Below are 13992 nucleotides of genomic sequence, written 5' to 3' on the forward strand. Positions count from 1 at the left end.
TATAGCGCCAAACCCTGTTTTGCCAAGGCTTTCGGCAATGCGACAAATAGGGTCGCAAAGGCGCAGTTTAAACGGTGCGCGGTGCTGGCGGGGAGATTGTGTCACGCACGGATTTGCGGGGGCTTCTTCGCTGGCAAGCCAGCGCCCTCGGGCCTGTGCAGCCCCCTTCGACGCTGCGGGCGCTGGTTTGCCGCCGAAGGTCGCGCTGCGCTACCGAATCAGCCGCGCTCGGCAGGCGCCGACGACAACTCGAACGGGCTGTTGCTGCGGCGCTGGTTGCGGTCTTCGCGTGGCGTTGCGCCAAAGACGTTGCGGTACGCGCTGGAAAAATGCGGCCCCGACGAGAACCCGCACGACAGGCCGATCTGGATGATCGACTTGCTGGTCTGCATCAGCATCTGGCGCGCCTTGTTCAAGCGCAGCTCCAGGTAATACTGGCTGGGCACCCGATTGAGGTACTGCTTGAAGATCCGCTCCAGCTGCCGGCGCGATACGCACACATGCTGGGCAATCTCGTCGGTGGTCAACGGCTCTTCGATATTGGCCTCCATCAGCAGCACCGCCTGGGTCAGCTTCGGATGGCTGGAGCCCAGGCGATTCTGCAGCGGGATGCGCTGACGCTCGCCCCCCTCGCGAATGCGCTCGACCACCAGCTCTTCGGAAACCGCACCGGCAAGCTCGGCGCCATGGTCACGGGCCAGCACGGCCAGCAGCAGGTCCAGTACCGACATGCCACCACAGGCGGTCAGCCGATCGCGATCCCAGTCGAACAGGTGGCTGGTGGCGATGACCCTGGGGAAGCGCTCGGCGAAGTCATCCTGCCAGCGCCAGTGCACCGCGGCGCGATAACCATCCAGCAGGCCCAGCTGGGCCAGCGGATACACACCTGCCGAAAGACCGCCCACCACGCACCCCGAGCGCACCAGTTGCTTGAGCGCGCTGCCCAGCGCCGCGCCTACCGCCTGCGGCGGCTCATCGGCCAGCAGAAACAGCTTCTGGCAACCTTCCAGCCGCCCCACCCAGGCTTCGCCAGGCAAGCGCCAGGCGCCCTCCGGCGCAGGTTCGGCCTGCAGGAACAGCAGCTCGTAGACCACTTCGGGGTGCACCTTCTGGGCCACCCGCAAGACCTCTTCGGCCAGCGCCAGGGTCAAGGCCTTGGTGCTGGGCCAGAGGAGAAAACCGATTCGCTGGGTGGTCATTGGGTAAGGTCCGAAACCTGAGAGGAGTCTGGGAGAAAAGCCTCGATCGAGGCGCAGCATGCCCTATTCTGGTGCAAAGCGGCAGCCTCGAACTGTAGCACGGTCGATTATTTCAGGCTGCCGGACAGGAACTGCTGCAACCGCTCGGACTGCGGGTTGACCAGCACTTCACGCGGGTTGCCGCTCTCTTCGACCACACCCCTGTGCAGGAACACCAGCTGGTTGGACACCTCGCGGGCGAAGCCCATCTCGTGGGTCACCACAACCATGGTGCGGCCTTCCTGGGCCAGCGCCTGCATCACCTTGAGCACATCGCCCACCAGCTCCGGGTCCAGCGCCGAGGTCGGCTCGTCGAACAGCATCACTTCAGGCTCCATCGCCAGTGCACGGGCAATCGCCACACGCTGCTGCTCACCACCGGACATATGGCCCGGGTAGGCATCCTTGCGATGGGACACACCGACCTTGGCCAGGTAGTGCTCGGCCTTTTCCAGCGCGTCCTTGCGGCTCATGCCCAGCACGTGCACCGGTGCCTCGATGATGTTCTCCAGCGCAGTCATGTGCGACCACAGGTTGAAGTGCTGGAACACCATCGACAGGCGCGAGCGCATGCGCTGCAACTGCTTGGGGTCGGCCGCCTTCAGCGCGCCGTCCTTGTTCGCCACCAGCTTCAACTCTTCGTTGTTGAGCAGGATCTTGCCGGCATGCGGCTGCTCGAGCAGGTTGATGCAGCGCAGGAAGGTGCTCTTGCCCGAGCCGCTGGAGCCGATGATGCTGATCACATCGCCCGCCTTGGCCGCCAGGGACACACCCTTGAGCACTTCGTGACTGCCATAGCGTTTGTGCAGGTCTTGGACTTCGAGTTTGTACATGCTGTCGGTTCTCACAAAGCGTCAGTCCCGGGCCTGCGCCCGGGGCGAAAAAGTTGCCGCCGGGCTCAGCCCTTGCGCGGCGCCAGGTAGCCGAGCCAGCGGCGTTCAGCCAGCTTGAACAGGCGCACCAGAATGAAGGTCAGGCACAGGTAGAACACACCGGCGGTGATGTACGCCTCGAACGGCAGGTAGTACTGGGCATTGACCGTGCGCGCCGCACCGGTGATGTCGATCAGGGTCACGATCGACGCCAGGCTGGTGGTCTGCAGCATCATGATCACTTCATTGCTGTACTGCGGCAGCGCCCGGCGCAGGGCCGAGGGCAGCAGGATGCGGCGGTACATCTTGACCCGCGACATGCCCATCGCCTTGGCCGCCTCGATCTCGCCGTGGGGCGTGGCCTTGAGGCTGCCGGCGATGATCTCGGCGGTGTAGGCACTGGTATTGATGGCAAAGGCCAGGCACGCACAGAAGGTCGCACTGGACAGCCACGGCCACAGGAAGCTCTCGCGCACCGCCTCGAACTGGGCCAGCCCGTAATAGATCAGAAACAGCTGCACCAGCATCGGCGTGCCACGAATCACGTAGGTGTAGAGCCAGGCGCTCATGTTCACCAGCGGCTGCTTGGACACCCGCATCAGGCCCAGCGGCACTGCCACCAGCAGTCCGAACAGCAACGACAGCGCCAGCAGCTTGAGCGTGGTCAGCATGCCGCTCAGGTACAGCGGCATGGCTTCCCAGATGACGTTGTAATCGAAAATCATAGATCAGCCGCCTTTACGCCAACCGAGTAGCGTTTCTCGAGGTAACGCAGGGCCAGCAACGAGACACTGGTGATCACCAGGTACAACGCCGCGACCGCCAGGAAGAACGTGAACGGCTCGCGGGTCGCGTCCGCCGCCTGCTTGGCCTTGAACATCATGTCTTGCAGGCCCACCACCGAAATCAGTGCGGTGGCCTTGGTCAGTACCAGCCAGTTGTTGGTGAAGCCAGGGATCGCCAGGCGAATCATCTGCGGCACCAGCACTCGGAAGAAGATCTGCAGGCCGCTCATGCCATAGGCCATGCCGGCTTCGGCCTGCCCCTTGGGGATGGCCATGAAAGCGCCGCGGAAGGTTTCGGACAGGTATGCACCAAAGATGAAGCCCAGGGTACCGATACCCGCCATCAGCGGATTGAGGTCGATGTAATCGTCGAAACCGAGCAAGGGTGCGACGCGGTTGAGCAGGTCCTGACCGCCGTAGAAGATCAGCAGGATCAGCACCAGGTCGGGGATCCCGCGGATCACCGTGGCGTACAGGTCGCCCAGCCAGGCCAGCCAGCGCACCGGCGACAGCCGCAGCGCCACGCCGATCAGGCCCAGTACGATGGCCAGGGCCATGGACGACAAGGCGAGCTGTAGCGTCAGCCATGCTCCATCGAGGATGACTGCCCCGTAGCCTTTCAACATGTTGAGGTCCTCGACCTTAGGGATGAAAAAATGGTGCAAACCTCAGCGCTTCTGCTGCTTGCACCATTGAACAGGTGAAACGTCGACGGATTACTGCGCGTCAGGGCCGTAGATGTCGAAGTTGAAGTACTTGTCCTGGATCTTCTTGTACTCGCCATTGGCACGGATGCCGTCGATGGCGGTGTTGATCTTGTCCTTCAGGGCGTCGCCCTTGCGCACGGCGATACCGATACCGTCACCGAAGTACTTGGCGTCGGTGAAGGACGGGCCTACGAATGCATAGCCCTTGCCGGCGTCGGTCTTGAGGAAGCCGTCTTCGAGCAGGGTCGCATCGGCCACGGTGCCATCCAGACGACCGGCGGCAACGTCCAGGTAGATTTCGTTCTGGGTGCCGTAGGGAACGATGGTGGCGCCTTTGGGGGCCAGCACTTCCTTGGCGAAACGGTCGTGGATCGAGCCACGCTGAACGCCGATCTTCTTGCCCTTGAGTTCGTCCAGGCTGTCGCTGACGGTGGTACCGTCCTTCATCACCAGGCGGGCCGGCGTGAGGTAGTAGCGCTTGGTGAAGTCCACGGACTTCTTGCGATCATCGGTGATCGACATGGACGACAGGATGGCGTCGATCTTGCGCACCTTGAGCGCCGGGATCAGGCCGTCGAACTCCTGCTCGACCCAAACGCACTTGACCTTCATCTCTGCACACAGCGCGTTGCCGATGTCGTAGTCGAAGCCCACGATGCTGCCGTCCGGCGCCTTGGAAGCGAACGGTGGGTAGGCGGCCTCGATGCCGATCTTCAGTGGTTTTTCATCAGCCAGCGATGCCAGGGAAAACACGGACAGCGCCAGGGCGCCAAGCAGTGCGAGTTTCTTCATCTGGGAACTCCATCGGTAAAGGGCAATACGTGACAGGCCGATTGGCCGTCGACGTTGCGAATGGGTACAACGCGAGCTGCGCAGGGCTCGACGAAACAGGGTCGAGGCATCACGAGCGAGTGATTGGCATTTTAGCGACAGCTCCGAACCCGATATTTCTTCAATGCGACAACTAGTTACAGAAGCGCCGGAAGTCAGGGCCGGAGATATTGACAGCTTTCGCGGAATATGCAAAAGCGAGAGACAAATAACCTATCAATCAAGCAATAACCGCGCCCATTATTGGCAAAGCCTTGTAATCCGGCAAGTGCAGCGTGGCAGCCATGCAAAATTGGCGTGGTGGATGCGCCCGGATCGGGCGGCGGCGTTTCCCAATGCCCCGTTTGTGTGCGAAACCGGTGACAGAAAAGGTTACCGATGAAAGTCGGCGTAACAGGCATGAAAAAGCCCCGCAGTGCGGGGCTTTGTGCTGACAGCCAACCGGCCCTATCGCCGGCAGGCCGACCCCTACAAGGGCCGGCCTGCCGGCGATGACTCAGGCCGACGCCAGGTTCATCGACTTGTGCGTGTCGATCAGGTGCTGCACCACACCCGGGTCGGCCAGCGTCGAGATGTCGCCCAGGCCGTCGTACTCGGCCGTGGCGATCTTGCGCAGGATACGGCGCATGATCTTGCCCGAGCGGGTTTTAGGCAGCCCTGGTGCCCACTGGATCACGTCTGGCGAGGCGATCGGCCCGATCTCCTTGCGCACCCAGTTCTTCAGCTCCAGACGCAATGCTTCGCTCGGCTCCTCGCCACCGTTGAGCGTGACGTAGACATAGATGCCCTGCCCCTTCAGATCATGCGGCACACCGACGACCGCCGCCTCGGCGACCTTCGGGTGCGCAACCATGGCGCTCTCGATCTCGGCGGTCCCCATGCGGTGGCCCGAGACGTTGAGTACGTCGTCGACCCGGCCGGTGATCCAGTAGTAGCCGTCTTCGTCGCGGCGCGCGCCGTCACCGGTGAAGTACATGCCGCGGAAGGTCTTGAAGTAGGTGTCGACGAAACGGTCGTGATCGCCGTACAGCGAACGCGACTGGCCCGGCCACGAATCGAGGATCACCAGGTTGCCCTCGGCGGCGCCGTCGATCAGGTTGCCCAGGTTGTCCACCAGCGCCGGCACCACGCCGAAGAACGGACGGGTGGCCGAGCCCGGCTTGAGCGCAGTGGCGCCCGGCAGCGGGCTGATCAGGATGCCGCCGGTCTCGGTCTGCCACCAGGTGTCGACGATCGGGCAACGCTCCTTGCCCACGGTGGTGTGGTACCAGTTCCAGGCTTCAGGGTTGATCGGCTCGCCTACCGAGCCCAGCAGGCGCAGGCTCGAACCGTCGGCATCCTTCATGGCCGCCTGACCTTCGGCCATCATCGCGCGAATGGCGGTGGGCGCGGTGTAGAGGATGTTGACCTTGTGCTTGTCGACGATCTTCGCCACACGGGTGATGTCCGGGTAGTTCGGCACGCCTTCGAACAGCAGGGTGGTGGCGCCGTTGGCCAGCGGGCCATAGACGATGTAGCTGTGACCGGTTACCCAGCCCACGTCGGCGGTGCACCAGTACACGTCACCAGGGCGATAGTCGAACACGCGCTCATGGGTCAGCGAGGCGTACACCAGGTAGCCGCCAGTGGTGTGCAGCACGCCCTTGGGCTTGCCGGTGGAGCCGGAGGTATAGAGGATGAACAGCGCTTCTTCGGCGCCCATCTCTTTCGGCGCGCAGTGGGCAGAAGCCACTTTCATCAGGTCTTCGTACCAGATGTCGCGGTGCTGGTGCCAGGCAATGTCGCCACCAGTGCGCTTGCACACGATGATCTTCTGCACGCTGGCGGTTTCCGGGTTGGTCAGCGCCAGGTCGACGTTGGCCTTGAGTGCGGTACGACGCCCGCCACGCAGCCCTTCGTCGGCGGTGATCACGACCTTGGACTTGCAGTCGATGATGCGGCCGGCCAGCGCCTCGGGCGAGAAGCCGCCGAACACCACCGAGTGGATCGCGCCGATACGCGCGCACGCCAGCATGGCGACCACGGCTTCGGGAATCATCGGCATGTAGATGGTCACCACGTCGCCGCGGTGAACGTCCTGGCCACGCAGGGCGTTGGCGAACTTGCAGACCTGCTCGTGTAGTTCGCGATAGGTGATGTTGCGGTGCTCGGAAGGGTCGTCGCCTTCCCAGATGATCGCCAGCTGATCGCCACGCTCGGCCAGGTGACGGTCCAGGCAGTTGTAGGAAACGTTCAGAGTGCCGTCGGCAAACCACTTGATGTCGACATGGTGGTCGTCGAACGAGGTCTGCTTGACCTTGGTGAAGGGCTTGATCCACTCGAGGCGCTGAGCTTGCTCGCGCCAGAAGCCGTCAGGGTTGATCACCGACTGCTGGTACATGGCCTTGTAGGTCGCCTCGTCGGTCAGCGTGTTGGCCGCAACCTCGGGACGCACGGGATACAGGGGAGCCGCACTCATCTTTGTTACCTCGGTGTAATAGTTGTTTTTGTATGACCTCGTTTTAACTGTACCAGAGCGCCAAGGGCCATTCGACGTTGGTAGTAACGGGACCTGCATTTGGTCCAACACTGCGCGTCGACCGCTCTGGCACGGGCGTTCCAGCGCGGCAACAGATAGAAAAATAAATCCCGGGGTGAAATTTCAACTGATTGTTACAGTTTCCGCCAACAGTGTTTATCAAAACGGGCTCTGTTTCGGGGCCCGCCACACTCCTAGAATTCACCTCGCCAGCAACGGCAACGCGAATTAACTGGTAACAGCCCCCACGAAGGCATGTTAATCCCGCGATAACCCTGAAAGTTTCAACTTGCTGCACACGCCGCGCCACAAGCGCAGCGTGACCCCTTACGACCTTAGACAGGTAACTTGAAGATGAAAGCTTTACTGGTATTGGCACTCGGTAGTTTTTGCGCATCGGCCATGGCGGCTGAAGTTGCAGATGTTTCCGCCGAGCAGATTCCGGTTGAACAATACAGTTACTCGCAACATCTGGACATCGCCAAAGTCATTTCCATGACCGAAGTCCCGAACGTCTGCGAAGTGGTTCCGGCCCGCATGACCTACGAGGACTCCCAAGGCCAGAAGCACATTCTCGAATACCGCGTCATGGGTAACGGGTGCTCCAACGGCTGATAGAGCACACTGACGGTAGTTGCGCCTCGGGCCTTGTGTCGACGAGGCGCACCCTCGCTGCAAACAGTAACTTCCCCGCCTTTCAAGTCACTCCACAACTTTGCCGATTGCGTAATCACGCAACTTGTTGGCAATGGTGGTATGCGAAACGCCCAGGCGTTTACCCAGTGCTCTGCTACTGGGGAATTCACCCTGCAAACTTTCAAGTACGGCTTTTTCGAAACGACCGACTATTTGCGACAAGTCACCTTCCAGGGAAAACTCGCCCAAAGGTTGGCGCGCGCCATAATCGGGCAGGCGAATATGCTCGGCCTTGACCACCCCGCCGTCGCACAATGAAACCGCCTGGAACAGTACGTTCTCCAGTTGCCGCACGTTGCCCGGCCAATGGTATTGGCTCAGGCGCTCCATCGCCGCCGGTGCCAGGCTCGGCAACGGGCAGCCGATCTGGCGGCTGGCCTGGTCGAGAAAATGCTCCACCAGCGGCGCCAGGCCGTCCAGGCACTCGCGCAGCGGTGGAATGTGCAGCGACAGCACGTTGAGGCGGTGATACAGGTCCTGGCGAAACTCGCCGCGGGCGCACAACTCCGACAAGTCCACCTGGGTCGCGCAGATCACCCGCACATCCAGGTACACCTCCTCGTCACTGCCCACCCGGCGAAAGCAACCGTCCTGCAGAAAGCGCAACAGCTTCACCTGCAGGCGCGGGCTCATCTCACCCACGCCGTCGAGAAACAGCGTGCCGCCCGCGGTCAGTTCCAGCAGGCCAAGCTTGCCCTCGGCGCGGGCGCCTTCGAACGCCCCCGGCCCGTAGCCGAACAGCTCGGTCTCGGCCATCGACTCGGGCAGCCCGGCACAGTTGAGCGCCATCAGCGGCGCCTGCCCACGCGGACTGGCCAGGTGGCAGGCGCGGGCCAGCAGCTCCTTGCCGGTACCGGTCTCGCCCTCGATCAGCAGTGGCGCATCCAGCGGCGCCATGCGACGTGCCTCGCGCACCACCGCCGCCATCACCCTGGAGCTCTGGAAAATGCTGTCGAACCCACGCAGCTCCTGCTTGCGCACGTTGTAGATGCGTTCGCCGATGCGGTCAGCCCGGTGCAGGGTCAGCACGGCCCCTGCCAGCGCCTCGCTGTCATCGTGCTCGGACTGCAGCGGTGCGATATCGGCCAGGAACACATCGCCTTTGATCTTCACCCGCAAGCCGTTGATGCGTGACTTGTTGGCCCGCACCAACTCAGGCAGGTCGAAATCCTCGGCATACCGCGACAATGCAATGCCCGGCACTTCGTCCACCCGTACCCCGAGCAACTGCGCCGCCGAACGGTTGGCCGCGACGATCGAGCCCCCCATGTCGATCGACAGCACCGGAAAATCCAGCGCACCCAGCAAGGCATTGAGCTCCATGTGCCGGCGCTCGCTGGGCATCAGGCCCACGCGCTTGACCCCGAACACACCGGTAATGGCTTCGAACTTGGGGCGCAGCGCCTGGAACTGCAGGTTGATCAGGTTCGGGCAGTGCAGGTAGATGGCATTGCCATGCTCGCCCCCCACCTCGCCGCGGGCCACGTTGATCCCGTACTCGACCAGCAGGTTGAGCATGTCGCGCAAGATACCGATGCGGTTCTGGCAGTGCACTTTGATACGCATGAAAGGTCCTACAAACAAGAAGACGAGGCCAACTATCTGCACAACGGCATGAATTCTCGTAAAGAATACGTTACAAAAAGGCGGATTCACAGCTACCAGCACCTGCGTTTTTTCGGCACTTCGGCACCACCGTAAAATCTGCGTTACAAAAATACGGTTGAACCGCCCGCCGGGCACGAGGCAACGGGATGCAAACACCAGGGGGAGGGGGTATTCCTAGGGCATGGCGAAAGCCACCCTATAACAATAAAGGCCCTCATCAGGAGAGCAGCATGAAACAGACGCACTACGTGGCCCGCGAGCCCGATGCGCAGGGTTTTATCGATTACCCGCCGCAGGAACATGCGGTGTGGAATACCCTGATCACCCGCCAGCTGAAGGTGATCGAGGGGCGCGCGTGCCAGGAGTACCTGGACGGCATCGAACAACTGAACCTGCCTCATGACCGCATTCCGCAACTGAGCGAGATAAACCAGGTACTGGGCGCCACCACCGGCTGGCAAGTTGCCCGCGTGCCGGCCCTGATCCCCTTCCAGACCTTCTTCGAACTGCTGGCCAGCAAGCGCTTTCCGGTGGCCACCTTCATTCGCACCGAAGAAGAACTCGACTATCTGCAAGAGCCCGACATCTTTCACGAGATCTTCGGCCACTGCCCGCTGCTGACCAACCCCTGGTTTGCCGAATTCACCCACACCTACGGCAAACTCGGCCTGGCCGCGACCAAGGAACAGCGCGTCTACCTGGCCCGCCTGTACTGGATGACCATCGAGTTCGGTCTGGTGGACACCCCGCAGGGCCGCAGGATCTACGGCGGCGGCATCCTCTCCTCGCCCAAGGAAACCGTCTACAGCCTGTCCGACGAACCGGAACACCAGGCCTTCGATCCGCTCGAGGCCATGCGCACGCCTTACCGCATCGATATCCTGCAGCCGGTGTACTTCGCCCTGCCGCAGCTCAAGCGCTTGTTCGACCTGGCCCACGAAGACATCATGGGCATGGTTCAACGCGCCATGCAGCTGGGCCTGCACGCCCCCAAATTCCCCCCCAAGGTGGCCGCTTGAGCCACCCTGTACACCTATAACAACCACTTGCGGAAGAATCACCTATGAACGCCTTGAACCAAGCCCATTGCGAAGCCTGCCGTGCCGACGCCCCACAGGTCAGCGACGAAGAACTGCCGGTACTGATCAAGCAGATCCCGGATTGGAACATCGAAGTGCGCGACGGCATCATGCAGCTGGAAAAAGTGTTCCTGTTCAAGAATTTCAAACATGCCCTGGCGTTCACCAACGCAGTGGGCGAAATCTCCGAAGCCGAAGGCCATCACCCTGGCCTGCTGACCGAGTGGGGCAAGGTCACCGTGACCTGGTGGAGCCACTCGATCAAGGGCCTGCACCGCAACGACTTCATCATGGCCGCGCGCACCGATGAGGTCGCCAGCACCGCAGAAGGTCGCAAGTAATGCACTTCGGCGCCATCACGCGCGTGCCAGGCGACCCGATTCTGGGGCTGATGGAGGCGTACGCCAGGGACACCAACCCCGACAGGTTCGACCTGGGGGTTGGCGTGTTCAAGGACGCCCAGGGCCTTACCCCGGTGCCCAGGGCGGTCAAGCTGGCCGAACAGCGCCTGCTCGACGGCCAGACCAGCAAGAGCTACGTAGGCGGTCACGGGGATGCAGCCTTCGGACAACTGATCGCGCAACTGGTACTTGGTGACGACGCGCCACTGCTCGCAGCCCGGCGCGCAGGCGCCACGCAAACCCCGGGCGGCACCGGCGCACTGCGACTGGCGGCGGAGTTCATCCGCCAGTGCCTGCCAGGGCGTGGCATCTGGCTGAGCGACCCGACCTGGCCGATCCACGAAACGCTGTTCGCCAGTGCCGGCCTGAAGGTCAGCCACTACCCCTATGTGGGCGCAGACAACCGCCTGAACGTGACCGGCATGCTCGCGGCGCTGGAATCGGTGCCCACGGGCGACGTGGTGCTGCTGCACGCCTGCTGCCATAACCCCACCGGCTTCGACCTGTCGCAGCAGGACTGGCAGGCGGTGCTGGAAGTGGTCAAGCGCCGCGAACTGCTGCCGCTGATCGACTTCGCCTACCAGGGCTTCGGTGACGGGCTGGAGCAGGATACCTGGGCCGTGAGGCTGTTTGCCCAGGCCCTGCCGGAGCTGCTGGTGACCAGTTCGTGCTCGAAGAACTTCGGCCTGTACCGCGAGCGCACCGGTGCGCTGCTGGTATGCGCCGACAGCGCCGAAAAGCTGCAGGATGTGCGCAGTCAGCTGGCATCGATTGCACGCAACCTGTGGTCGACGCCGCCAGACCATGGCGCGGCGGTGGTGGCGACGATTCTTGGCGATCCGGCGCTCAAGCGCCTGTGGGCCGACGAAGTCGACGCCATGCGCCAGCGCATCGCCATGCTGCGGGTCGGCCTGGTCGAGGCGCTGCAGCCCCATGGGCTGAGCGAGCGGTTCGCGCATATCGCCGCGCAACGCGGAATGTTCTCCTACACCGGCCTCTCACCGCAGCAAGTGACGCAACTGCGCGAGAAGCACAGTGTGTACATGGTCGGTACCGGACGGGCGAACATCGCCGGGGCGGATGCGGCCAGGCTGCAGGTGCTGGCGGCGGCCATCGCGGACGTCTGTCGCTGAACCCTTCGTCGGCAAGGCCGGCTCCTACAGGGACGACGTCGATCCGTGTAGGCGCTGGCCGTGCCGGCGAAGCCGCTGAAGGCCACCAATCAGCAGGAAAATTCATACTGTCATCCAGACTCCTGTATCCTGCCCAGGCTTTATCGAAGCCAAGCGCGCCTTGCGCAGCCTTTCCACCTTATAAACTTGCGAGGAACGACGAGATGCATGAAATCCCGAATCTTCCCTTCCCAAGCCTGAACCAAGCCGAGCAGCCTGCTGCTCCTCTCAGCGCCGAACCTGCCCACGTGGCAGATTCCGATGGCGACGAAACCCCGAGCGCCGAACAGGAATAAACCGCGCACTACCCGGCGTGTGAAAACCACTACGACAGGGGACGACCCCGGCAACGGGTTTTCACACCGCCAAGAACCCTCCCCGCGCTCCACAGGTCTATGATAGGCACTCCAGCCCGTCACCTCCCGGACCTTCCATGCCTGTCACACCGCGCCCCCTGGCGGTCACCCTGCAAGTCGTCTCCATCGTGCTGTTCACCTTCATCGGCTACCTCAACATCGGCATTCCCCTGGCCGTGCTGCCCGGCTTCGTGCACGACACCCTGGGGTTCGGCGCCGTGGTCGCCGGCCTGGTGATCAGCGTGCAATACCTCGCCACCCTGCTCAGCCGCCCCTATGCCAGCCGCCTCATCGACAATCAGGGCTGCAAGCGTGCGGTGATGTACGGCCTGGGCGGCTGCGGCCTGAGCGGCGTGTTCATGTTGCTGGCCGCCTGGCTGCAGGCCACGCCCTGGATGAGCCTGACCAGCCTGCTGGTGGGGCGCCTGGTGCTGGGCAGCGCCGAAAGCCTGGTGGGTTCGGGCGCCATCGGCTGGGGCATCGGCCGGGTGGGCGCGCAGCACACCGCCAAGGTGATCTCCTGGAACGGCATCGCCAGCTACGGCGCGCTGGCCATCGGCGCACCGCTGGGGGTGGTGCTGGTACAGCAACTGGGGCTGTGGAGCATGGGCGTGAGCATCCTGCTGCTGTGCGCGGCAGGCCTGGCGCTGGCCTGGCCCAAGCAGGCGGCGCCGATCGTCAGTGGCGTGCGCAGGCCGTTTCTGCACGTGCTGGGGCGGGTGTTCGGGCATGGCTCGGGGCTGGCGCTGGGCTCGATCGGCTTTGGCACCATCGCCACCTTCATTACCCTGTACTACGCCAGCCAGTCCTGGCACAACGCCGCCTTGTGCCTGAGCCTGTTCGGCGCCAGCTTCATCAGCGCACGCCTGCTGTTCGGCAACCTGATCAACCGTCTGGGCGGCTACCGTGTCGCCATTGCTTGCCTGAGCGTGGAGACGATCGGCCTGTTGCTGCTGTGGCTGGCCCCCAGCGCCGAACTGGCACTGGCCGGTGCGGCACTGAGCGGCTTCGGCTTTTCGCTGGTATTCCCGGCGCTGGGGGTAGAGGCGGTCAATCTGGTGCCGGCGGCCAACCGCGGTGCCGCGGTGGGGGCCTACTCACTGTTCATCGACCTGTCGCTGGGTATCACTGGACCACTGGCGGGGGCCGTGGCGGCAGGTTTCGGCTTTGCCTCGATCTTTCTGTTTGCGGCAATCGCCGCCTTGTGCGGCCTGCTGCTCAGCCTTTACCTGTACCGCCAGGCACGACTGAACCCGGTACGCCACACGCTTCAGTAGTCGATCTTGCCGCGCCCGGCCTTGATCGCCCCGCGCTTGCTCTTTGACTCCAGGCGACGGGTCTTGGAGCCCAGGGTCGGGCGCGTAGGCCGCCGCGCCTTCTCGACCTTCACCGCCGCCAGAATCAGTTCGCGCAAGCGCTCCAGGGCGTCGGCCCGGTTCTGCTCCTGGGTACGGTATTGCTGGGCCTTGAGCACGATCACCCCGTCGCTGGTGATCCGGCTGTCACGCAGGCCCAGCAACCGCTCCTTGTGAAACGGCGGCAGTGAGGAGGCATTGATGTCAAAGCGCAGGTGCACGGCGCTGGAGACCTTGTTGACGTTCTGCCCACCGGCGCCCTGGGCGCGAATGGCGTTCAATTCGATCTCGTCATCGGGAATGTGCACGGCGTTGGAAATGATCAGCATGGGCCTGGCTTTGCGCGAATTGGCCTTCAGGATACCCGCCCTGGT

At 62.9% G+C, this 13992-nt stretch carries 14 protein-coding genes; 6 read left to right on the forward strand and 8 right to left on the reverse strand.

The window, feature by feature from the left end:
- Positions 1-218: 218 nt before the first annotated feature.
- The 6 genes from argR to acs all read right to left on the reverse strand — a co-directional run bounded on the left by argR (position 219) and on the right by acs (position 6891).
- Entirely contained in the window at positions 219-1199 is a 981-nt protein-coding gene (gene argR / locus MF6396_RS24705) for a transcriptional regulator ArgR (RefSeq protein WP_078481761.1), read from the reverse strand.
- A gap of 107 nt (positions 1200-1306) precedes the next feature.
- Entirely contained in the window at positions 1307-2071 is a 765-nt protein-coding gene (locus MF6396_RS24710) for an ABC transporter ATP-binding protein (protein WP_078481762.1), read from the reverse strand.
- A 65-nt stretch (positions 2072-2136) separates the two neighbouring features.
- Positions 2137-2835, reverse strand: coding sequence for an ABC transporter permease (locus tag MF6396_RS24715; RefSeq protein ID WP_054916584.1), 699 nt, complete (start codon positions 2833-2835; stop codon positions 2137-2139).
- Positions 2832-3521, reverse strand: coding sequence for an ABC transporter permease (locus tag MF6396_RS24720; protein ID WP_054916585.1), 690 nt, complete (start codon positions 3519-3521; stop codon positions 2832-2834). The genes MF6396_RS24715 and MF6396_RS24720 overlap by 4 nt, the downstream gene beginning before the upstream one ends.
- 90 nt (positions 3522-3611) lie before the next feature.
- Positions 3612-4394 carry an ABC transporter substrate-binding protein gene (locus tag MF6396_RS24725; RefSeq protein WP_043860283.1) on the reverse strand — a complete coding sequence of 261 codons (783 nt, stop codon included), beginning with the start codon at positions 4392-4394 and terminating at the stop codon, positions 3612-3614.
- Positions 4395-4929: 535 nt separating this feature from the next.
- Positions 4930-6891: an acetate--CoA ligase gene (acs, locus tag MF6396_RS24730; protein ID WP_043860282.1), complete on the reverse strand. Its 1962-nt coding sequence runs from the start codon at positions 6889-6891 to the stop codon at positions 4930-4932.
- 414 nt (positions 6892-7305) lie between these two features.
- On the opposite strand from acs, the gene MF6396_RS24735 reads away from it, so the two are divergent.
- Positions 7306-7566 (forward strand): DUF2790 domain-containing protein, encoded by a 261-nt coding sequence (locus tag MF6396_RS24735; RefSeq protein WP_043860281.1) that lies wholly within the window; start codon positions 7306-7308, stop codon positions 7564-7566.
- Positions 7567-7653: 87 nt separating this feature from the next.
- Here the strand turns inward: MF6396_RS24735 and MF6396_RS24740 are convergent, their stop codons facing one another.
- Positions 7654-9213, reverse strand: a complete 1560-nt coding sequence (locus tag MF6396_RS24740; RefSeq protein WP_043860280.1) for a sigma-54-dependent phenylalanine hydroxylase transcriptional regulator PhhR — start codon at positions 9211-9213, stop codon at positions 7654-7656.
- 272 nt (positions 9214-9485) lie between these two features.
- On the opposite strand from MF6396_RS24740, the gene phhA reads away from it, so the two are divergent.
- The 5 genes from phhA (at position 9486) to MF6396_RS24760 (ending at position 13540) form a co-directional block, all read left to right on the forward strand.
- Complete coding sequence (gene phhA / locus MF6396_RS24745; RefSeq protein ID WP_043860279.1) at positions 9486-10274, forward strand: phenylalanine 4-monooxygenase; 789 nt, start codon at positions 9486-9488, stop codon at positions 10272-10274.
- Between the two features lie 44 nt (positions 10275-10318).
- Entirely contained in the window at positions 10319-10675 is a 357-nt protein-coding gene (locus MF6396_RS24750) for a 4a-hydroxytetrahydrobiopterin dehydratase (RefSeq protein WP_036994257.1), read from the forward strand.
- Complete coding sequence (locus MF6396_RS24755) at positions 10675-11868, forward strand: amino acid aminotransferase (RefSeq protein ID WP_078481763.1); 1194 nt, start codon at positions 10675-10677, stop codon at positions 11866-11868. Before MF6396_RS24750 ends, MF6396_RS24755 begins: the two co-directional genes overlap by 1 nt.
- 203 nt (positions 11869-12071) lie before the next feature.
- Positions 12072-12203, forward strand: coding sequence for a hypothetical protein (locus MF6396_RS29240; RefSeq protein WP_255002693.1), 132 nt, complete (start codon positions 12072-12074; stop codon positions 12201-12203).
- 137 nt (positions 12204-12340) lie between these two features.
- Entirely contained in the window at positions 12341-13540 is a 1200-nt protein-coding gene (locus MF6396_RS24760) for an MFS transporter (RefSeq protein WP_078481764.1), read from the forward strand.
- Here the strand turns inward: MF6396_RS24760 and arfB are convergent.
- Complete coding sequence (arfB, locus tag MF6396_RS24765) at positions 13534-13947, reverse strand: alternative ribosome rescue aminoacyl-tRNA hydrolase ArfB (RefSeq protein ID WP_043864296.1); 414 nt, start codon at positions 13945-13947, stop codon at positions 13534-13536. The genes MF6396_RS24760 and arfB overlap by 7 nt on opposite strands.
- Positions 13948-13992 lie beyond the last annotated feature (45 nt).

Source organism: Pseudomonas sp. MF6396 (genome assembly GCF_002018915.1).
Classification (GTDB): domain Bacteria; phylum Pseudomonadota; class Gammaproteobacteria; order Pseudomonadales; family Pseudomonadaceae; genus Aquipseudomonas; species Aquipseudomonas palmensis.